The sequence below is a fragment of the Pseudarthrobacter sp. Y6 genome, from assembly GCF_050156205.1.
In the GTDB taxonomy this organism is placed as follows: domain Bacteria; phylum Actinomycetota; class Actinomycetes; order Actinomycetales; family Micrococcaceae; genus Arthrobacter.
Genome location: NZ_CP189574.1, coordinates 676,441 through 695,050 on the forward strand (window position 1 = coordinate 676,441; position 18,610 = coordinate 695,050).

Sequence of the window (18,610 nt, forward strand, 5' to 3'; positions counted from 1 at the left end):
AGCGCGACCTCGGCCTAATATGAGGTACTGCGTCGAAGTCCTGCCAGCCGCTGCGCGCCAGCTGCGCAAACTCCCGCTCGAGGCGCGGCGCCGGATACAGGCAGCCATCGAACTGCTGGCTGAAACCCCACGTCCGCCAGGGGCTGAGAAACTTAGCGGCCGGGTGGAATGGCGGGTGCACACCGGCGATTACCGGGTGCTGTACCGCATGGATGATGGCAGGCTCATTATCGTTGTGGTGCAAGCGGGCCACTGCCGAGAGGTCTACCTCTAGTTCCCTCCCGCGCCAGCTTCGCCTCAGGCTGCCATCGCGGCGTCGAAGAACGCGCGCTCGAGCCTCACGGCTTCGGTGAAGGCGGCAGCCACGCGTCCGCGGGCTTCGAGGTGTGAGGGGGCGACAGCGTCGAACTCCGCCTTCAGCCACCCCACCCAGGTGTTGTATTCAGGGTTGTTGTGCAGGCAGATCCATTCCGCATGCTTCGCCTGCGCCGGCCATGCACCGGGTGCCCCGGCACGCGCGGCCCAGTCCATGTACAGCCACTCCGCCACCAGCAGCACGGCCAATACCTCGGGGTACGAGCGTGTAGCCAGGGCGCTGCGCATGAGGGCATCGAAATCCCGGGTGACGGCCGCCAGGAGCGGGGCGACCCGGTCAGCCTCCGGGACCGCCAGCTCATCGAAGGTGTCCTGGAAATACGTATTCTCATCCGAGGCGAATCCGCCAAGAACCCTGGCGAACACCAGGCGCGATTGCAGGGTGGGCGCCGAAGCCACTGCCTGTCCCAGCAACGCCGTGAAGGCGTCGCAGAACTGGTAGTCCTGCACCAGATAGTGGCGCAGGATGGAGTCGGTTAGCGTGCCGTCCAACAAACGGTCCACAAACTCGTGATTGGCGGCAGCGTCCCAGTCGGCCGAACAGCCGTTCCTGAGTTCCTCAGCAAAGCCCATGGTTCCTCCTGGAATGTCAGTTGGGAGCCTATCAGTCGACGTTCCTGGGGACGGCACCACGCTCCGCCCCGGCTAAATCCGTGGGGTGCTGTGAGCGGATCGCCAGCGGAAATGGCCATTGTGCTCTAAGCGGCCGAAGTGCGGCACCGGGTTCCTGCCAAGGGGAGATGGAGAGTTTGCTGCGCCTTCACGTGCACACAAGGTCCCGACGCCGGTATCCGGCCAGCGCTGCGGCCACCAGGATGATGGCGAATCCAAAGGTGAGGAGCAACGGTTGCCAGTTGGCATCGGAGGCTGCGACGTTCGGCACCACATGGAACGGGCTCGTGTTCAGCAGCCACTCCGGTGCCTTGAGCAGCGGGCCCAACATTGTCAGCAGCAGCCAATAGACCAGCAGCAGCCAGGCCAGCCAACGCAGCCGGGGGGCCAGCCCCACAAGGGCAAGGGCGACGGCGGTCGCGAGCCACAATGCCGGCAGTTCCACCATTCCCTGCAGGGTGACTTTGCCGGCGTCGAGCGATGAGCCGGACGCATTGGCGGCCGTTGCCAGCGCCCAGGAGCCGGCGGTCATTCCGGCAGCCGGCGCCAGGATGGCCATGGCCACCGTGGGAGTGAAATAGCCCAGCCTGGACAACGGGCCGGACAGGACCCATTCTGCCCGGCGTTCGTCCTCCTCGGTGTAGAAGCGCAACGCAAGCTGGATGCCGAACACCCCGCCGATGAAGGCCAGCACCAGCAGCAGCACCTCGACGAATGCGAAGGTCAGCTGCTCCTCAGTAGTTGCACGGAACGCAATCATCTGATGTACGAACGGGTTGCCCGAAAAAACACTGCTCATCGTGTTGGTGACCATCCCATAGACGGAGCCAAGCGCCACAAACGTCACACCCCAGGTCCAGAACGGGCCTCGGTTCAGGCGTGCCATGAGGCCCCAATTCCCGGCGCGGCCGCGGGCGGGTCCGGATCTTCCAGGGATGATGCCGAGGCCGAAATCCCGCTTTGCGGACAGCCATGCCGCCAATGCCGTGAGCACAACAGCAGCGGTCAGCAGCAGCGTGAGCGGCCAGAAGTTGTTTTCCGAGGCCGGCCTCATCATTTCCGCCCAGCCCATGGGGCCGGTCCACAGCAGCCACTCCGCGTCGGTGAGTGTGTCCCCAAGGCCGCGCAGGAGGTAGCCGATGCCAAGCACGGACGCCGCCAGGGTGTTCGCCGTCCGGGCCACCGAGCCCAGCTGCGCCGTGATTGCGGCCACCGCGGCAAAGGTCACGCCCATGCCTGCGAACATGCCTCCGAGGGCAAATGCCGAGGCCGACGGGGCGCCCGCCGCCGTCATCGCCCCGCCGACGAGCAGGCCTACCAGGGCCGACGCCAGCCACGCGAGAATGACGCCGGAAGCCAGCCGGGCGTGCCGGCCCACGGCGCCGGAGTCCAGCAGTTCCGCCTGCCCCGAGTCTTCCGCTGCGCGCGTGTGCCTTGTGACGGTGAAGACGGCCATGAGGGACGCGAAGAACATCCCGAACATTTGCACGCGCCACGCGGTGAAGCCTGCCGCCGTCGTGAGATCCGTGGCCGGGCCGTAGAGCAGGGAAAACGCAGGGTTGGTGCCAAGGTTGGCCTGCAGGACCAGGGCTTCCACCGGCGAGGAGAACAGCGATCCGTAGGCCGTAAAGGACACGGTGGGGAACGCGCCGATGATCAGCAGCCACGGCAGGAGCTTCCAGCGGTCCAGGCGGATCGCGTGGCGCAATAGGGGCCACGTCCCGGTGAGTTGGCCGCTCATTCCGCATGCCTCCGGCCGCGCCGCCCCCTGAAGCGTGCGGGTCCTCGGGTGCCGGCGCCCGCGTCGAAGCCGTTGCCGCCCGTGCCGCCCGGCCGCCGGTCGTCGTGTGTCTGCCGGGACTCGATCCGCTCGCCATAATGCTGCAGGAACAGGTCTTCAAGGCTCGGCGGGGTGACGGTCAGGGCGGTGACCCCGTGGCTGGCCAGGACACTCATCGCCGCCCCAAGGCTGTCGGCTTCGACGCTGAAATGCACGCGGCCGTCCTGGCTGCTGAGGTCCTTGACGCCGGGCAATCCCGTGATCCGCGCGGCACCGTCCCTGAGTGTGGCCGAGACATTGGTGCGGGCGTGGCTGCGCATCTGCTCCAGGCTGCCGGTTTCAACCACCTTGCCCCTGCGGATGATGCTGATGCGGTCCGCCAGGGCCTCCACCTCGGCGAGGATGTGGCTGGAAAGCAACACGCTGCGGCCCATGGCCCTCTCGCTGCGGATCTCGTCACGGAAGATGGCCTCCATGAGCGGGTCCAGGCCGGCGGTTGGTTCGTCAAGGATCAGGAGTTCGGCCCTTGAAGCCAGCGCCGCCACGATTGCTACCTTCTGCCTGTTGCCCTTGGAATAGGCACGTCCGCGCTTGGACGGGTCCAGTTCGAAGATCTCCAGGAGTTCGCTCCGGCGGGATTCATCGATCCCGCCCCGGAGACGGCCGAGGAGGTCGATCGCTTCGCCTCCCGTAAGGCTGGGCCAAAGGCTGACATCCCCAGGGACATATGCGATGCGACGGTGCAAGGGGACAACGTCGCGCCAAGGATCACCGCCCAGTACCTCGACGCGGCCCGAATCCTTCCTCAAGAGCCCAAGCAGGATGCGGAGCGTGGTGGACTTGCCCGCGCCGTTGGGGCCCAGGAATCCATGGACCTCACCGGCACGGACCTCAAGGTCCAGGCCGTCCAGGGCCCTGAAACTCCCGAAGGACTTGACGAGCCCGGAGATACTGACAGCAGCCGTCATGGACAGAGACTACTCCTGCGGAAACAAAGCGGACAGGCGCCGAGCGGCCCCGGACCCAAAGAACCCGGAGCCGCTCACCTATACCGCTTGACGGGTAAAGCTACATCAGCGCTTGGCGTAATCGGCCAGGCCCTGCCAGTCGATGACGACGCATGACTTGTCCCCCAGTATCCACGCGTCGTGGCCTGGCGGGACAACCATATAGTCCCCGGGCCCGAACTCCTGTTCTTCGCCGTCGTCCATGACAACCTTCATGCGCCCGGATATGACATAGCCCATGTGTGAGGCCTGACAGCTGTCCGTCTTGGCGATCGGCTTGACGTGTTTGGACCACTGCCAACCTGATTCGAAAACGGCCCTCCCCACGGCGCCGGCCTCAAGATTGACGAGGTCGACTTTTCCCATCCCTTCCTCAAACGGCCGGGTTTCTTCGGGTTCATTCAGGCTCTTGCGGATCATAGCGGTCATGACGAGCTCCTTTGCACCATTGCTTGGATACCCTGACTATGGCAGTGGCCCGTACGCTCGTCAACGGATTCCCAATCCCACGCCCTCTGCGGCCAGCGCCCACCACTCAGTCCGTAAAGTCCCCGGCATTCCGGCGGAAGGTGCCCAGGATACGGATCAGCTGGTCCACATGGGCCGCGTCGAAACCTGACTGGCCAAAAACCTCGGTGTTGAGCACCGCCGTCGCGCGTTTGGCAACGATCCGCCCCTCCGCGGTGAGCTCGATCAGGGTGGTGCGGCCATCCGTAGGATGCGGCGAACGGGCAACCAGTCCCGAGCCTTCCAAACGGTCGACGGCGTTCGTCACCGAGGTGGGATGGACCTGGAGCAGGGCGCTCGCCTTGTTCATGGGCAGCGCGCCGCTGCGGGCGAAGCTGAGGAGAGCGAGCAGTTCGTAGCGGGCGAAAGTCAGCCCGAACGGCTTCAGGGCGCCCTCGATCCGGGCCAGCAGGATCTGCTGGGTGCGCATGATCGCCGTGATCGCAGCCATGGGAGCGGCGACGTCGGCCCAGCCGTGCTGCTCCCAGTTCCGTTGGGCGTCGGCGATGGGGTCCCGGGGCAGTGGCGCGGCCATCCCTCAGCCCTTCAGTCGCGGGAAATCCGCCTCGGAGTACTCCACTCCGAAGCCGTCCGGACGGGTGCCCCCGCTATGCCGGAGCTCCTCATTGTGCCGCAGCTCCACACGGCGGATTTTGCCCGAGATGGTCTTGGGCAGTGCCGCGAATTCCAGCCGCCGGATCCGCTTGAATGGCGCCAGGTGTTCGCGGCAGTACCGCAGGATGTCCTCCGCCAGCTCCGGCCCCGGCTCCAGACCGGACACCAGGACAACATAGGCCTTGGGGACGGAGAGCTTGAGCGCCTCGGGCGACGGAACCACAGCCGCCTCGGCCACGGCCGGGTGTTCCAGCAGCACGCTCTCCAGTTCGAACGGCGAGAGCCGGTAGTCGGAGGATTTGAAGACGTCGTCGTCGCGGCCCACGTAGGTGATGACGCCGTGTTTATCCCGGCTGGCCATGTCGCCCGTGTGGTAGTAGCCGCCACGGAACGCCTCGGCGGTCCGTTCCGCGTCCCCGTAGTAGCCCTTCATGAGCCCCACCGGCCGGGGGTCCAGGCGGAGGCAGAGCTCGCCGTCGTCGGCTTCTTCCCCGGTGTTCGGGTCCACCAGCACCACGTCATAGCCGGGAAGCGGCCGCCCCATGGCGCCGATAGTGACCGGTTGGCTGGGGGTGTTGGCCACCTGGACGGTGGTTTCGGTCTGGCCGAAGCCGTCCCGGATGGTCTGGCCCCACGCGCGCTGGACCTGTTCGATCACTTCGGCGTTCAGCGGTTCGCCCGCGGAGACCACCTTGGTGGGCGGGGTCTTCAGCACTTTCAGGTCCGCCTGGATCAGCATCCGCCAGACCGTGGGCGGGGCGCAGAAGCTGGTGACGCGCTCGCGGTCCATCTGCTCCATCAGGGCACGGGCGTCGAACCGTTCATAGTTGTAGACAAAAACGCAGGCCTCCGCGATCCACGGGGCGAAGAAATTGGACCACGCGTGTTTGCCCCAGCCCGGCGATGCCACATTCAGGTGGACGTCACCAGGTTCCAGTCCAATCCAGAACATCGTGGAGAGGTGCCCCACCGGGTACGACGTGTGCGTGTGCTCCACCAGCTTGGCCTTCGACGTGGTTCCGGAGGTGAAATACAGGAGCAGCGTCTCGTCCGCCTGGGTGGGGGCGTCGGCCGTGAAGGTGACTGCCGCCGTCGTCGAATCCGTGTACTGGAGGGCCTCTGTGTTGGCGGTTGTGTTGGCGGCTGTTGCGGCGGTTGTTGTGGCTGCGCCGATCCCGCCGATTTCGATGAGGCGGTAATCACCGGGGACGCCGGCAAACTTACCGATGTTGGAACGCCCGACGGCGGCCCAGCCCGCCTCGCCGCGCTCCACGCGTTCGGCCAGGTCCTCCGGACCCATCAGGGTAGTGGTGGGGATCAGGACGATGCCCAGCTTGATGCCGGCCAGCATCAGCTCCCAGAGCTCCACCTGGTTGCCCAGCATGATGATCATCCGGTCCCCGCGGCGCATGCCCTGGCTTCTCAGCCAGGTGGCCACCTGGTTGGAACGGGCGGCCAGGTCCGCGAAGCTCCGGCGGGTGGCCGAGCCATCCTGCTCCACGATGACCAGGGCCGGATTGTTGGCCTTCTCAGGATCTGCGGCGATCTGGTCGAACCAGTCAAGGGCAAAGTTGAATTCCGTGAACCGCGGCCACACGAACTCGCGCCTGGCCTGGTGGTAGTCGGAATGGAGGGTCAGCAGGCGGTCGCGTGCCGCGCGGAAGTCATCGGTGACTGACAAGGGGGACACCTTTCGTCCAGTGATGCGCATCACTAAAGATCCATCCCTGTGCAATATACTAGGACATCCAAGGGTTTGGAAGACCGAAGGGATATGAAGCGTGCAGCCACAAGGACGTGAGCGTGTTGTGACCGAAGCCCCGCCCTTTCCCGAGGCGGACCTGATGCACATCGTGGACCTCCTGCCCGCAGCGGAACGTGCGCGCTACCTGGAGATCCGGGCGTTCCTGCAGTCCACGGTGCGGCAGGCATCCATTGACTACTGGAACCGCGAGGAATTCCCGTTCGGGCTGCTGGCGGAAATGGGCAAGCACGGGCTTGGCACCTTGCAGACGGACGGCACGTCCAAGCTCTTCAAGGGCCTGATGTACGTCGAAGTGGCCAGGGCGGACGTTTCGCTGTCGGCACTCGTGGGGATCCACAACGAACTGATCGTGGGGATGATCGACGCCCTCGGTTCCGAGGAACAGAAGCAGCGGTGGCTGCCTGGCCTGAAGAACTTTACCCAGCTGGGCGCCTTCGCCCTGACCGAACCGGAGCACGGCTCGGACATCGCCGGCGGGCTGGAAACGTCCGCGCGGCTGGAGGGCGGCGAGTGGGTGATCAACGGCGCCAAACGCTGGATCGGCTCCGGGACTATCGCGGACTTTGCCCTGGTGTGGGCGCGCGACGCAGCGGACGGGCACATCAAGGGCTTCATTGTGGAGACGGACCGCGCAGGCTACCGGGCAACCAAGATTGCCAACAAGATCGGCCTGCGGATCATGCAGAACGCGGACATCGTGCTGGACAACGTCAGGATTCCGGCGTCCAACATGCTGCCGGGCGCCACGGACTTCTCCAAAGCCAACGACCTCCTGCGGGATTCGCGCGCCTGGGTTGGCTGGCAAGGTGCCGGGATCCAGCTGGCCGCGTTCGACGTCGCCCGTTCCTACTCCCTGGAACGCAGGCAATTCGGCAAGGAACTGGCATGCTTCCAGCTGGTCCAGCAGCAGCTGGCGGAAATACTGGGCAACGCCTCCGCGTCACTGGCGCTCATGGCACAGCTCGCCCGGATCCAGACGGACGGCAAGCTGGAGATGGCGCAGGCGGCCATGGCAAAGTCCACGTGCACCCGGCTGGCCCGCGCGTCGGTGGCGATGGGACGCTCGTTGCTGGGCGGCAACGGCATCAGCTCGGACTACGAAATGGGCAAGCTGTTTGGTGATGCCGAAATCCTCTATACCTATGAGGGCAGCTACGAAATCAATTCGCTTATTGTGGGCAGGGCCGTCACCGGAAAATCGGCCTTTGTCTAGAGATTCCCGCTTAGCAAGTACTTAACAAAAAACTGCCCTGGCCATGCTTTGCAGCACGGCCAGGGCAGTTGATCAGAACCTTAGAGCGGGCGGATGTTCTCTGCCTGCGGGCCCTTGGGACCTTGGGTCACATCGAATTCGACTTTCTGGTTCTCATCCAGCGAGCGGTAGCCGCTGCTGGAGATTGCGGAGTAGTGCGCGAAAACATCGGCGGATCCGTCGTCCGGAGCGATGAAGCCAAAGCCCTTTTCAGCGTTGAACCATTTAACTGTGCCTGTTGCCATTGCTAACTTCCTTTGTAACCCTTTTCTGGTCCTGCTCGGACGGCAGGCAGACGCGGATTCTGTAGTCCGCTGTCTCAAACCTAGGGGGTGCGCGGTGGCCGTGCAATAGCTGCGGTCATCAACTGTCACTCCTGTTACGGAAATGGTGCCCGGGAAACGCATCGCGGTCGGACCGCCGAAGTCAGCTGCCGCCCGGCTCCGTGGCTGTATTTGCCTTAACTGCTCCGGGCTAGCGCATACCCTCCCGGCGGATGGCCGTGGCGATGGCCGCGGCGCGGGTCTCCACACCGAGCTGGCGTAGATATGCGCCAGATGGGTCTTGACCGTGGCCTCGGAGATGAAGAGCCGCTGGCCCAACTGCCGGTTGCTGAGCCCCTCGGTCAGGAGGCTCAGCAGCTCCGCCTCCCGGGGCGTCAGGACCTCGTCGGGATTGCGCAGCTGCTGGAAGAGCCGGGAGGCCACCGGGGCGCTCATGACGCTCTTCCCTTGAACGGCACCGCGGATGGCGGCGAAGATTTCGTCCGGGGCGGCGTCCTTGAGTAAATAGCCCATGGCCCCGGCGTCCACTGCCCGGACGATGTCCGCGTCCGAATCGTACGTGGTGAACACCAGGATGGCCTGCTGGCTGTTGCGTTGCCGCAGCTGCTTGATGGCCTCGATCCCGTCCATTCCGGCGCCCATGGCCAGGTCCATAACCACCACGGCAGGGGAGTCTTGTTCCACCAACTCCAGGGCCTCTTCGCCGGAGGCGGCCTCGGCTACCACGTCAAAGTCAGGCTGCGTACCCAGCAGCGCCTTGAGGCCGCTCCGGACCACCAGATGGTCGTCCACCAGGAGGACGGTGATAGTAGTCATGCGTCGTCCAGGGTGGTCTGCCGCACGGGTGGCGCTGGCTGCACCCGTGCCGGTCACCGGCGAACCGAGGGACGTCCCTGCGGAAGTCCGGCACACCCTGCTGCGGGTGGTGCAGAGTGCGGCCGCGAACATCCAGCAGCACGCAAACGCCGGCACCACAACCCTGACGCTGGGGTTCCTTCCTGACTCGGTCACCCTTGACATCTACGACGACGGGACGGGCTTTGACCCGTCGGCGGCAGCACCGCCGTCGGACGCCGGAGGCTATGGACTGCGGGCCATGCGCCAGCGCGTGGAGCAGCTGGGCGGCGTATTCTCGGTGGAAAGCACCCCCGGCGAAGTGACCATCGTGGCCGCACAAGTACCGAGGAGCCGGGCGTGCGGGACGTACTGGGCGGCCGCCTGGTGCAGGGCTTCGGGAAGCGGCGACGCGTCGAGGCCCGGCGAGGCGAGCTCGTGGACCAGACTGCGCGTCTCGGAGAGATTCCGGCGCAGCAGTTCCGTAGCTTGGTTGAGCTCCTGGCGAGATGCCTGGCCTGGCCACGAACGGTCAGCGGCCTCCAGGAGCAGCAGGCTGCCCGAAAATCCCTTGCCGACGCGCCGGTAGGGGCGGATGCTGACAGTATCTGGGCCTGCTGGATTGACCGGCGCGATCCGCAGTCAACCGCACTGAGCAGTGCCCGAAAGCGCGGTGCCGTCGGCTGCAATACAAGAGGAGCGGAAGGCAATGAGCACCAAAATCTACTTCGAGGAATACGGCGGCCCACAGGGGCTCAAGGTGGGAGAGGAGTCCTTGGCAGCCCCCGGCGAGGGCGAGGTCCAGGTGAACTACCGGGCCATGGCAGTTAATCCGGTCGACTGGCAGCTTGCTGCCGGATATCTGCAGCAATGGGTTCCCCTCGATCTTCCGGTTGTGCCGGGCAATGACGCCGCCGGAGTGGTTGAGGCTGTTGGGCCGGGCGTCAGTGAATTCACGGTGGGCGACGAAGTGATCCAGAGCGGACTCACGGGCGGCTACCGTTCGGCAGCAAACGTTCCGGCATCGCAGCTGATTGCCATTCCGGCCGGAGTCGGATTCGAGCAGGCAGCGTCCATCCCGCTGTCCGGCGGCACGGCCTATTCGGCGCTGAAACAGATCGGAGTGGGCGAACGGGATACGGTTCTGATCCATGCAGCGGCCGGGGGAGTGGGTTCAGCTGCCGTTCAGATTGCCAGGGACCTTGGGGCCAGGGTCATCGGAACGGCATCGGAAGCGAACCACGAGTACAACGAGGGAAGTGCTCGCGGACCTCGGCCGGGCGGTGACCACCGTCCCTGACGAGCATTCCATGGGCGCGGGCATTCCCTAGACCGCCGAAGAGGGAGTCCACGGATGGTGCCCCTTGCTCGCGGCATCAGGACGAATTGGCGCGTGATCTCATTGAAACCCTCGTCCGGCTATCAGTTTTCGGGGGCACGGGCGGCGCACCGCCTTCGACAGGCAGGCCGGTCACTGACCATTCGGGATACCCATCCTCCAGCCGGGCGGCAGCCAGGCCGTTCTGATGCAGCGTCCGGACCGCTTCGTCCGCGAACACGCAGTACTGCCCACGGCAGTAGGCAACAACCGTGCGGCCCGTGGGCAGCTCCTTCAATCTCCCCGCCAGCTCCTTCACGGGGATCGAGACCGCGCCCGTGATGTGGCCGGACCGGAACTCCGGCTCCGGCCGCACGTCGAGTACCACCACGTCGCCGGCGGCCATCCTCTCGCTCAGCTCCGTGCGGGTCAGGGTATCCAGGGCTGACCTGTCTCCAAGGTAGACGGCGGCGAGTTCGTCCAGCTCTGCGACGTGTTCGGAAGCAACCCGGCGGACCGCCGCCCACAGCTGAACCACCGCGGGGCCGCTCAGCCTGTAGTAGATACGTGTTCCCTGACGCCGGGTGATCACCAGGCCCGAACGCAGGAGCTGCTGGAGGTGTTGAGACGTGTTTGCGGTGCTCTGCCCAATCTCCATGGCGATCTCGTCAACGCCACGTTCACCCTGGGCCAGGACGTCCACGATCTCGGCCCGCCGGCCGCTTCCCATCACCTTTGCCACCGAAGCAAACGCGTCAAACAGTGTGACCTTGGCTGCTCTGTCACCCATGTCATCTCCTCACCAATAATGAATTCAAGAAGGTACTTGACAAGATATACCCGCTGGGGTTGTTATTCAAGTATTCACTTGAATAACAACCACGGGGTCCGCGTTCGGTCCCACGGGTCAATCGGAAGAGAGGCGAACCGCGATGGGAACCACAGCAACCATCCGCAATGGCATTGACGTCGATCGTCTGCTGGAGACGATCCAGGGCATCCAATCGGATCCCGCGCAAGGCAGCTTTACGTTCAGCGCGACCAGCACCTGGCGCGAAGGCACGCACAACGTGGGACAGATCCTGGGATTCACTCATGCGGGCCAGCCAGACACCAGCCGGTCGGAGAGTTTCGCCCTGGAGGGGGACGAGCCGCCCGTGCTTTTGGGAAACAATTCAGGGCCCAACGCCGTCGAGTTACTTCTGCAGGCGCTGGGCTTCTGCTACGCCGTCGGTTACGCCGCCAATGCAGCTGCCCGGGGCATCGACATCAGCTCGCTGGAGTTCCAGGTTGAAGGCGACCTGGACGTCCGGCCCTTCCTGGGCCTTGACGGCCCGCGGCCCGGATTCACCGCCATCCGCGCACACGCCCGGGTCTCCAGCCCGAACGCGACCTGGGAGCAGCTGCAGGAGCTGTGCCGGTACGTCCAGGACACGTCGCCCGTCCGCGACTGCCTGGCCAATCCGGTCCCGGTTGAAACCACCCTCGACGTCGTGTGAATCGCAGGCAACGCCATGGACACGGAAACGGCGGCGGTTGACCGCGTTGAACTTGTTGCCAAGGTCAAACAGGTCTACCGGGCGGTGGCGCAAAACCCCGCCGGCAATTATCACTTCAGGATGGGACGCGCTCTGGCCGAGCAGTTGGGCTACCCGCCCCGGCTGCTCGACGCGATCCCTGCAGGCGCCGTCGAGTCGTTCGCCGGCGTGGGATACTTCTTCGATCTGGCGGGCCTCAAGCCCGAAGAAAAGGTTCTGGACCTGGGCTCCGGTTCGGGGATGGACGTCTTCACCGCCGCCATCGAAGTGGGCGAGGGCGGGCAGGTGGTGGGCCTTGACATGACGGAGGAACAGCTGGAAAAGGCCGAAGGACTGAGAATGATGACGGGCTTTCGTCAGGTCACCTTCACACATGGCCACATCGAAGACCTCCCCTTCGAAGGTGCCAGCTTCGACTGCATCATCTCCAACGGCGTCATCAATCTTTCCCCGGACAAACGCGCTGTCTTCCGCGAGGCGGCACGCGTGCTGCGCCCCGGAGGACGCCTGGCGATTGCTGACATCGTCACCGAGAGACCGCTTACCCAACAGATCGTCTGCAACATCGACCTCTGGGCCGCATGCATCGGCGGTGCCGCACAAGAGGACACCTACCAGGAACTGATCGCCGGTAGCGGGTTCGCCGTTGAAAAGATCAGGCGGAATCCGTACGAATTCCTCTCCGACAGCGCCCGGGCGGCCACCACGAAGTATGGCGTCATGAGCCTGTCGATCCTGGCACACACCAGCTGACCCCAAAAGTACCGGGACTGCAATACCTAGGCCTGATAAGGAGTGACAATAAGGAGTGACAATGACGGAGATCATTACCATCGAGACGCCCACCCTCGGGGACCGCAGCTACCTGGTGCACGACGGCGCCGTGGCCTTCGTAGTGGATCCGCAGCGGGACATTGACCGGGTTTTGGACAGGTCGCTGGAAGCGGGCGTCGAGATCACCCATATTTTTGAAACCCACATCCACAACGACTATGTCACTGGTGGCTTGGCACTGGCGCAGGCCACCGGCGCGCAATACCTCGTCAACGAGGAGGATGAAGTCTCCTTTGCGCGCACACCCGTCAAAGACGGGCAGCGGATCACGGTCAGTCCGTCCCTAACGATTACGGCTATGGCCACACCCGGCCACACCTTCACGCACTTGTCATACGTCCTGGAGTCCTCCGGCGAGCAGGTCGCCGTGTTCACCGGCGGCTCGCTGCTCTACGGATCGACGGGACGCCCGGACCTGGCCGGACCGGAGCACACCCATGACTTGGCGCGTCATCAGTACCACTCCGTTCAGCGTCTCGCCGCGGAGCTGCCCGAGTCCGCAGAATTGCTGCCCACCCACGGGTTCGGCAGCTTCTGCTCCATCGGCCAGCCTGCCGTCACGGCTTCCACCATCGGGGAGGAAAAACGTTCCAATCCTGTCCTGACGCAGGATGAGGAGGACTACGTCAAAGACCTGCTGGAGGGGCTGGACGCGTTCCCCGCGTACTACGCACGGATGGCGCCGCTGAACCTTGCAGGACCGTCGGCACCGGACCTGGAGTTTCCTGACCAGGCCGACGCCGCCGAATTGCGGGCCCGGATCGCGGCCGGCGAGTGGGTGGTGGATCTGCGTACCCGGACCGCTTTTGCCGCCGGGCATGCGCCCGGGACGCTGAACTTTGGACTGGATGGTTCCTTTGCCACGTACCTTGGGTGGCTCATCCCCTGGGGGACGCCGGTGACCCTGCTGGGTGCCAGTGCCGAGGACGTCGCCGAAGCGCAGCGTGAACTGGTCCGGATCGGCATCGACCGTCCGGCCGCCGCTGCCACGGGGAACCCCCGGGAATGGGCGGCAGGCGAAGTGGCCAGCTTCCCCCGTGCCGATTTCAGCGAGCTCTCCGGAATCCGGCACCACAGGCAAGTGGCCGTGCTGGATGTGCGGCGCTCCAACGAATGGTCCAGGAAACACATTGACGGCGCCGTCCACATCCCGCTGCATGAACTTCCCGGCCGGCTGGATCAGCTGCCGGCGGGGGAAATCTGGGTGCACTGCGCCAGCGGCTACCGCGCCTCCATCGCCGCCTCATTTCTGGCGGCCAACGGACAGCAGGTTGTGCTCATTGACGACAAGTTTACCCACGCAGCCAAGGCCGGCATTCCCATGGCCGGTTTCGAAGCGTCCGGAGGCTCTTGACGCACTGCCGGTCAGCGGGTGCCCGGCCCTGGCCGGGTAGTCACGGCCTATTGTTTTCTTGCCGTCGCGAGAGGTAAATAGGGAGCGAGCGCGATCTCCGTGCTCCTAATCGATAAGGAGGGACGAGAATGTCCCGGACCAAAAAAACACTGGCGGTGGGGGTTCTGTTGTTTGCCGGAACCCTAGGCTTTGCACCGGCCGCTTCTGCCACGATTCACCCGCTCGTGGAATCCTATGACTGTGCTAACGCCACAGCCAATGAGCACCATCCCCTGGGGGACGTGGCCGATCCGCCCGGCGTCACCCCGGGTTACGGAAGCCATTCCACGAACAGCGACCTCGCGTCATTGGTTGCCACAACGGATGGATTCACCGATTTCTCCAGCCCGGCATTGTTCGGCCACAAGCTGGACGGTCAGTGCGGTCACTCCGGGCCGTAGCCGAGTATGAAAAAGCGCGCCCCCAGAGCTGGGGCGGGGGATCGCGTCCGTCGGGCCAGTCGACATCAGCGGGTGCCCGGCCCCACGGTATCGTGTGCTTCCACCAGCCAGTCTCTGATCCGGTCATCCAGCTCATCCGGGGATTCGATCTTGAAACGGTGGGTGTACACCTTTTTGGTGGTGGGGAAGCTCTCGCGCAGGGCAGGATGCTCCACCTGGCGCAGCAGATCGATGGCAATTTCCAGCCGTCCGGATTTGAGGAACGCCGCGGCGAAAACCCGTTTGCCGGCCCAGGCTACCTCGGACGGGTGCGCCCGCTCCTCGCACTCTCCGGCCTCCAGCACCATGGTGCGGAACAGCAGGAAAAGTCCGACGGCGGCCGGCGGCTTTCCCGCCAAGTAGCCCCCGACGTCGTGGTTCACTTCAGGTCACCGCCACACTCGATGGCGCCGTCCTGGGGCATATCGACACAGACACGCCGGGCTTTGACGCCCTGGCCCCTGTTTTGGCGGTCAATGTACCCCACGACGGCGGCAGCTCGGCGATCCGAAGTCAGTCGCCTTCCCCTACTTCCACCAGGAATCGAACAGGGTGACCGGTACGGTGCGCTTGTGGCGGGTGCGGAGGTACTTCTCCTCGATCAGCTCGGCCACTCCCTCGGTGACCTCGCGGCCCTCGAGGTAGTCGTCGATCTGATCGTAGCTGAGGCCCAGCTCGTCTTCGTCGGTGCGGCCGGGCCTGCCGTCCAGGAGGTCGGCAGTTGGCACTTTCTCCCAGACCTTGGCCGGGGCGCCGAGTTCAGCCAGCAGGGCGCGGTTCTGCCGCTTGTTCAGGCCGAAGAGGGGGAGGACGTCCGCACCGCCGTCCCCGAACTTGGTGAAGAAGCCGGTGACGGACTCGGCACCGTGGTCGGTGCCGATTACCAGGTAATTGTGTTCGCCGGCCAGGGAATACTGGGCAATCATCCGTGCGCGCGCCTTGACGTTGCCTTTGTTGAAGTCGGAGATGGGGGAGCCTGTGGTTTTCTCGAACTCATCCTCGATCGCGTTGACGGCGGCAGAGATGTTAAACAACCACTCGGTTTTCGCTTGGACAAAGTCCAGCGCCGCCTGGGCATCGTCTTCGTCGTGCTGCTCACCGTACGGGAGCCGGACTGCCACAAAGTTGGCGTCCACGCCCTCGGCCTCGAGCTCCTCCACGGCTAGCTGCGCCAGGCGCCCGGCCAGCGAGGAATCGAGGCCGCCGGAGATTCCCAGCACAAAGCCCTTGGTGCCGGTGGCCTTCAGATACTCCTTGAGGAGCGTGACGCGTTTGCGCACCTCCCCTGCGGGGTCGATCCTGGGCTGCACGCCCATTTCTGCAATGATTTCGGCCTGGAGTTCGCGCATGCGTCCCAGCCTAGTCAGCAGAGTCAACCGCGCTCAACTGTGTCCGTGGTTTAGCGGACTTTCGGTGCAGACCCGGTGGAACCGCGGACCGTCAGATGGGTGGGCATGACCGCCAGCCGCCGGCTCGTGCCCCCATGCAGGGGGTTGAGCTGGGACAACAGCATGGAGACGGCCACGCGGCCTGCCTGCTCTATGGGGGAGGCCATGGTGGTCAGCGGCGGGTTGCAGAAGTCTGCGCCGAAGATGTCATCGCAGCCCACAATGCTCATGTCTTCCGGAACCCGGATGCCGCGTTCGCGCAGCCGCTGCAGCATGCCGATGGCCAGGAGGTCGTTGAACACTATGCAGGCGGTGGCGCCGGTGTGGGCGGCGCCGTCTGCCGCCGCGGCCCCTGAAGTGGTTTTGGGCGCAAAGGGGCCAACCCTGAAGGTGGTCAGGCCGCGCCTGGTTGCCTCGTCGTCGAATGCCTTCCAGCGCTTGGCGTTTGACCAGGAACTGGCTGGTCCGCCGACATAGCAAATCCTGCTGTGACCCAGAGATACCAGGTGTTCCAGGGCCTGGATGATTGCCGACGGCGTATCGATCACCACGGTTGGTGCGTTGGCGGAAGCCCTGTTGATGGTGACCAAGTGATGCTGAGCCGCCGCCTCAGCCAATTGCGCGTCCGTCAGGCGGGAGGCCGCCAGAATGAACCCGTCCGCGGACCGGCGCATTTTCTGCAGGGCGTCCGCTTCCATTTCGGCAGATTCCTCGGTGTCCACGAGAAGCTGCGTGTAGCCGGCGGCCTTCAGCTGGTGCTGTGTGCCGCGAATGATGTCGAAGTAGAAGGGGTTGGTGATGTCAGGCACCAGCACGGCGACGGCGTTCGCGCGTCCGGAGCTGAGGGCACGGGCCTGTGAGCTGGGTACGTAGTTTAGTTGCGCGGCCACCTGTTCGATGCGTTCCCGGGTCCGCCGGTTGACGCGGTCAGGGTTAGAGAGGGCTCGGGACACTGTGGACGTGGCAACACCTGCGAGTTCGGCAACATCCCGGATGGTCGGCACCTTTTCCGCTGGGTGGCTCGGCTGGACTGCAGTCCCGTCGGCGGAAGCCGCTTGGTTGTCGCCTGCCGGATGCTTCTTGGTCAGAGGCATGGACACACCCTTTCATTGGCGGAGGGGGAGCAGCGGCTCCGGGTAGGTGGTGTTTCCACACTCATCTGCCATGAATTCCATCATATTTGGCAACTTTTGGCAATCGCTTGCTGTCAATGTTGCCTCGTCCTAGACTGAGAATCGAATCGCCCGCAGTGATCTGCGCCACACGTATTTGTGGCCTTGTGGGTGTCCCAGAGGAGGAAACAATGAAGTTTGCATCGTTTACCGGTCTCGCGGCAATCGTCACAGCGGCGGCCCTCGCCCTGACGGCCTGCGGATCCGGGTCCGGCAGTTCCGACACCTCCGGCAGCCCCGGGGGAGCCGTCGATGGAAAGGGTAAGACCCTGAGCGTACTTAACGGTGTCCTCAGCCAGTACCCCGAACAGCAGAAGCAGTGGCAAAGCGACATTGCCGCGAAGTTCAAAGCACAGACCGGAGCTGACGTGAAGTTCGAGACGTTCGCCTCGGCCAACGACGAACTCACCCGCATCCAGACCTCGGTGGTGTCAGGACAGGGCCCCGACATCTACGGACTCGGTACTACATTCACACCCACCGCTTTTGCCACGAAGGCCTTCGTCACCCTGTCCGACGACGACTGGAAGAAGGTGGGCGGCAAGGACCGCTTCAATCAGGCGGCCCTGGGTATTTCGGGTCCGGACAAGGACCACCTTGCCGGCATTCCCTTTGTCAGCCGTCCGTTCGTGATGGCCTACAACAAGGACCTCCTCGCCGCTGCCGGCATCGATAAGCCGGCCACCAGCTGGGACGAACTGGCACAGCAGGCCAAGAAGATGACCAAGGACGGCACCTTCGGCATTGCCACCGGGTACAAGGACAACTTCGACCCCTGGAAGTTCATTTGGGCCATGTCCATTCAGGCCGGCAATCCTTTGGTGGATGGGAAAAACCTCAAATTTGATGACCCCACGGTCAAGAAGGCCTATGAAACCTACTTCGGCTGGCTGACCAAGGACAAAATTGTCGACCCGGCCTCGGTCGGCTGGAGCAACAGCAATGCCGTTGCTGCGTTTGCCAGCGGTAAGGCAGGCTACTTGATGATGACGACGTCGAGCTCTATCCCCACGCTCGACAAGTCGGCGGTGGCCGGCAAGTACGAGTACGCGCTGATGCCAACAACGGCTCCCGGTGAATCCAGCCCGAAGGGCGACGGCGCCAACGCCGCGAGCATCCTCTCCGGTGACAACCTGGTGGTGGCTGACTATTCCAAGCAGAAGGACCTCGCGTTTGCCTATATCAAGCTGATCACCTCGACGGAAGAGCAGCTGATCTACCAGAAGACGTTTGGTGATCTGCCCGCCAACGCCGAGGCATTGAAGAGCCTGACCGATCCCAAGCTCAAGCCGATTGCGGATGCCGCTGCCAAGTCCAAGGCCACCCCGTTTACGGGTGCCTGGGGCGACATCCAGCTGGCTCTGCTGAACGTGACCGTGCAGTCGATCCCTGACCTTGCCAAGGGAAGCCTGGACGAGTCCGGCCTCGAAGCCAGGATCAAGGACTCCCAGACCAAGGGCCAGGCGTCCCTGGACCGCGCTTCCAAGGGATAAGTA

General features: G+C 64.3%; 19 protein-coding genes and 2 pseudogenes. 9 read left to right on the forward strand and 12 right to left on the reverse strand.

The window, feature by feature from the left end:
* Window positions 1-19 precede the first annotated feature (19 nt).
* Complete coding sequence (locus ACQCSW_RS03305; RefSeq protein ID WP_426989482.1) at window positions 20-274, forward strand: type II toxin-antitoxin system RelE family toxin; 255 nt, start codon at window positions 20-22, stop codon at window positions 272-274.
* 23 nt (window positions 275-297) lie between these two features.
* On the opposite strand, the gene ACQCSW_RS03310 is transcribed toward ACQCSW_RS03305, so the two are convergent.
* The 6 genes from ACQCSW_RS03310 to ACQCSW_RS03335 all read right to left on the reverse strand — a co-directional run bounded on the left by ACQCSW_RS03310 (window position 298) and on the right by ACQCSW_RS03335 (window position 6,577).
* Window positions 298-948: a TenA family protein gene (locus tag ACQCSW_RS03310; protein WP_426989483.1), complete on the reverse strand. Its 651-nt coding sequence runs from the start codon at window positions 946-948 to the stop codon at window positions 298-300.
* A 187-nt stretch (window positions 949-1,135) separates the two neighbouring features.
* Window positions 1,136-2,728, reverse strand: coding sequence for an ABC transporter permease (locus ACQCSW_RS03315; RefSeq protein WP_426989484.1), 1,593 nt, complete (start codon window positions 2,726-2,728; stop codon window positions 1,136-1,138).
* Complete coding sequence (locus ACQCSW_RS03320; protein ID WP_426989485.1) at window positions 2,725-3,735, reverse strand: ATP-binding cassette domain-containing protein; 1,011 nt, start codon at window positions 3,733-3,735, stop codon at window positions 2,725-2,727. The genes ACQCSW_RS03315 and ACQCSW_RS03320 overlap by 4 nt, the downstream gene beginning before the upstream one ends.
* Before the next feature lie 105 nt (window positions 3,736-3,840).
* Window positions 3,841-4,203 (reverse strand): cupin domain-containing protein, encoded by a 363-nt coding sequence (locus ACQCSW_RS03325; protein ID WP_426989486.1) that lies wholly within the window; start codon window positions 4,201-4,203, stop codon window positions 3,841-3,843.
* Window positions 4,204-4,309: 106 nt separating this feature from the next.
* Window positions 4,310-4,816 carry a MarR family transcriptional regulator gene (locus ACQCSW_RS03330; protein ID WP_354249942.1) on the reverse strand — a complete coding sequence of 169 codons (507 nt, stop codon included), beginning with the start codon at window positions 4,814-4,816 and terminating at the stop codon, window positions 4,310-4,312.
* Window positions 4,817-4,819: 3 nt separating this feature from the next.
* Window positions 4,820-6,577 (reverse strand): AMP-binding protein, encoded by a 1,758-nt coding sequence (locus ACQCSW_RS03335; protein WP_426989487.1) that lies wholly within the window; start codon window positions 6,575-6,577, stop codon window positions 4,820-4,822.
* A gap of 163 nt (window positions 6,578-6,740) precedes the next feature.
* Here ACQCSW_RS03335 and ACQCSW_RS03340 point away from each other — a divergent pair, with 163 nt between their 5' ends.
* Window positions 6,741-7,874: an acyl-CoA dehydrogenase family protein gene (locus tag ACQCSW_RS03340; protein ID WP_426990612.1), complete on the forward strand. Its 1,134-nt coding sequence runs from the start codon at window positions 6,741-6,743 to the stop codon at window positions 7,872-7,874.
* A gap of 80 nt (window positions 7,875-7,954) precedes the next feature.
* Here ACQCSW_RS03340 and ACQCSW_RS03345 read toward each other — a convergent pair whose 3' ends face one another.
* Window positions 7,955-8,320, reverse strand: coding sequence for a cold-shock protein (locus ACQCSW_RS03345; RefSeq protein WP_426989488.1), 366 nt, complete (start codon window positions 8,318-8,320; stop codon window positions 7,955-7,957).
* A gap of 67 nt (window positions 8,321-8,387) precedes the next feature.
* A pseudogene (locus ACQCSW_RS03350) lies at window positions 8,388-9,013 on the reverse strand (response regulator).
* Between the two features lie 46 nt (window positions 9,014-9,059).
* On the opposite strand from ACQCSW_RS03350, the pseudogene ACQCSW_RS03355 reads away from it, so the two are divergent.
* Both ACQCSW_RS03355 and ACQCSW_RS03360 read left to right on the forward strand, forming a co-directional pair.
* Window positions 9,060-9,380: pseudogene (locus ACQCSW_RS03355) on the forward strand (sensor histidine kinase); the annotation flags it as partial.
* A gap of 360 nt (window positions 9,381-9,740) precedes the next feature.
* Entirely contained in the window at window positions 9,741-10,331 is a 591-nt protein-coding gene (locus ACQCSW_RS03360; RefSeq protein WP_426989489.1) for an alcohol dehydrogenase catalytic domain-containing protein, read from the forward strand.
* 76 nt (window positions 10,332-10,407) lie between these two features.
* Here ACQCSW_RS03360 and ACQCSW_RS03365 read toward each other — a convergent pair whose 3' ends face one another.
* On the reverse strand, window positions 10,408-11,139 hold the full coding sequence (locus tag ACQCSW_RS03365) for an ArsR/SmtB family transcription factor (RefSeq protein WP_426989490.1): 732 nt from the start codon (window positions 11,137-11,139) through the stop codon (window positions 10,408-10,410).
* Between the two features lie 142 nt (window positions 11,140-11,281).
* On the opposite strand from ACQCSW_RS03365, the gene ACQCSW_RS03370 reads away from it, so the two are divergent.
* The 4 genes from ACQCSW_RS03370 to ACQCSW_RS03385 all read left to right on the forward strand — a co-directional run bounded on the left by ACQCSW_RS03370 (window position 11,282) and on the right by ACQCSW_RS03385 (window position 14,515).
* Complete coding sequence (locus tag ACQCSW_RS03370) at window positions 11,282-11,848, forward strand: OsmC family protein (protein WP_426989491.1); 567 nt, start codon at window positions 11,282-11,284, stop codon at window positions 11,846-11,848.
* Between the two features lie 15 nt (window positions 11,849-11,863).
* The gene (locus tag ACQCSW_RS03375) at window positions 11,864-12,640 is read left to right on the forward strand and encodes a methyltransferase domain-containing protein (RefSeq protein WP_426989492.1); all 777 of its coding nucleotides are present in this window, start codon (window positions 11,864-11,866) and stop codon (window positions 12,638-12,640) included.
* A gap of 61 nt (window positions 12,641-12,701) precedes the next feature.
* The gene (locus ACQCSW_RS03380) at window positions 12,702-14,075 is read left to right on the forward strand and encodes an MBL fold metallo-hydrolase (protein ID WP_426989493.1); all 1,374 of its coding nucleotides are present in this window, start codon (window positions 12,702-12,704) and stop codon (window positions 14,073-14,075) included.
* 128 nt (window positions 14,076-14,203) lie between these two features.
* Window positions 14,204-14,515: a hypothetical protein gene (locus ACQCSW_RS03385; RefSeq protein WP_426989494.1), complete on the forward strand. Its 312-nt coding sequence runs from the start codon at window positions 14,204-14,206 to the stop codon at window positions 14,513-14,515.
* 65 nt (window positions 14,516-14,580) lie between these two features.
* Here ACQCSW_RS03385 and ACQCSW_RS03390 read toward each other — a convergent pair whose 3' ends face one another.
* From ACQCSW_RS03390 to ACQCSW_RS03400, 3 genes are all read right to left on the reverse strand, one after another.
* Complete coding sequence (locus ACQCSW_RS03390) at window positions 14,581-14,937, reverse strand: DUF5655 domain-containing protein (RefSeq protein ID WP_426989495.1); 357 nt, start codon at window positions 14,935-14,937, stop codon at window positions 14,581-14,583.
* Between the two features lie 144 nt (window positions 14,938-15,081).
* Window positions 15,082-15,903, reverse strand: coding sequence for an ammonia-dependent NAD(+) synthetase (gene nadE, locus ACQCSW_RS03395; RefSeq protein ID WP_426989496.1), 822 nt, complete (start codon window positions 15,901-15,903; stop codon window positions 15,082-15,084).
* A gap of 50 nt (window positions 15,904-15,953) precedes the next feature.
* The gene (locus ACQCSW_RS03400; protein WP_426989497.1) at window positions 15,954-17,036 is read right to left on the reverse strand and encodes a LacI family DNA-binding transcriptional regulator; all 1,083 of its coding nucleotides are present in this window, start codon (window positions 17,034-17,036) and stop codon (window positions 15,954-15,956) included.
* A 209-nt stretch (window positions 17,037-17,245) separates the two neighbouring features.
* On the opposite strand from ACQCSW_RS03400, the gene ACQCSW_RS03405 reads away from it, so the two are divergent.
* Window positions 17,246-18,607: an ABC transporter substrate-binding protein gene (locus ACQCSW_RS03405; RefSeq protein WP_426989498.1), complete on the forward strand. Its 1,362-nt coding sequence runs from the start codon at window positions 17,246-17,248 to the stop codon at window positions 18,605-18,607.
* Window positions 18,608-18,610 lie beyond the last annotated feature (3 nt).

Coding starts and splice junctions, on each gene's coding strand:
- ACQCSW_RS03340 (WP_426990612.1), top strand. CDS start 6,741: ATGCACATCGTGGACCTCCTGCCCGCAGCGGAACGTGCGCGCTACCTG.
- ACQCSW_RS03405 (WP_426989498.1), top strand. CDS start 17,246: ATGAAGTTTGCATCGTTTACCGGTCTCGCGGCAATCGTCACAGCGGCG.
- ACQCSW_RS03330 (WP_354249942.1), bottom strand. CDS start 4,816: ATGGCCGCGCCACTGCCCCGGGACCCCATCGCCGACGCCCAACGGAAC.
- ACQCSW_RS03380 (WP_426989493.1), top strand. CDS start 12,702: ATGACGGAGATCATTACCATCGAGACGCCCACCCTCGGGGACCGCAGC.
- ACQCSW_RS03310 (WP_426989483.1), bottom strand. CDS start 948: ATGGGCTTTGCTGAGGAACTCAGGAACGGCTGTTCGGCCGACTGGGAC.
- ACQCSW_RS03320 (WP_426989485.1), bottom strand. CDS start 3,735: ATGACGGCTGCTGTCAGTATCTCCGGGCTCGTCAAGTCCTTCGGGAGT.
- ACQCSW_RS03375 (WP_426989492.1), top strand. CDS start 11,864: ATGGACACGGAAACGGCGGCGGTTGACCGCGTTGAACTTGTTGCCAAG.
- ACQCSW_RS03370 (WP_426989491.1), top strand. CDS start 11,282: ATGGGAACCACAGCAACCATCCGCAATGGCATTGACGTCGATCGTCTG.
- ACQCSW_RS03315 (WP_426989484.1), bottom strand. CDS start 2,728: ATGAGCGGCCAACTCACCGGGACGTGGCCCCTATTGCGCCACGCGATC.
- ACQCSW_RS03305 (WP_426989482.1), top strand. CDS start 20: ATGAGGTACTGCGTCGAAGTCCTGCCAGCCGCTGCGCGCCAGCTGCGC.
- ACQCSW_RS03360 (WP_426989489.1), top strand. CDS start 9,741: ATGAGCACCAAAATCTACTTCGAGGAATACGGCGGCCCACAGGGGCTC.
- ACQCSW_RS03365 (WP_426989490.1), bottom strand. CDS start 11,139: ATGGGTGACAGAGCAGCCAAGGTCACACTGTTTGACGCGTTTGCTTCG.
- nadE (WP_426989496.1), bottom strand. CDS start 15,903: ATGCGCGAACTCCAGGCCGAAATCATTGCAGAAATGGGCGTGCAGCCC.
- ACQCSW_RS03345 (WP_426989488.1), bottom strand. CDS start 8,320: ATGCGTTTCCCGGGCACCATTTCCGTAACAGGAGTGACAGTTGATGAC.
- ACQCSW_RS03325 (WP_426989486.1), bottom strand. CDS start 4,203: ATGACCGCTATGATCCGCAAGAGCCTGAATGAACCCGAAGAAACCCGG.
- ACQCSW_RS03385 (WP_426989494.1), top strand. CDS start 14,204: ATGTCCCGGACCAAAAAAACACTGGCGGTGGGGGTTCTGTTGTTTGCC.
- ACQCSW_RS03400 (WP_426989497.1), bottom strand. CDS start 17,036: ATGCCTCTGACCAAGAAGCATCCGGCAGGCGACAACCAAGCGGCTTCC.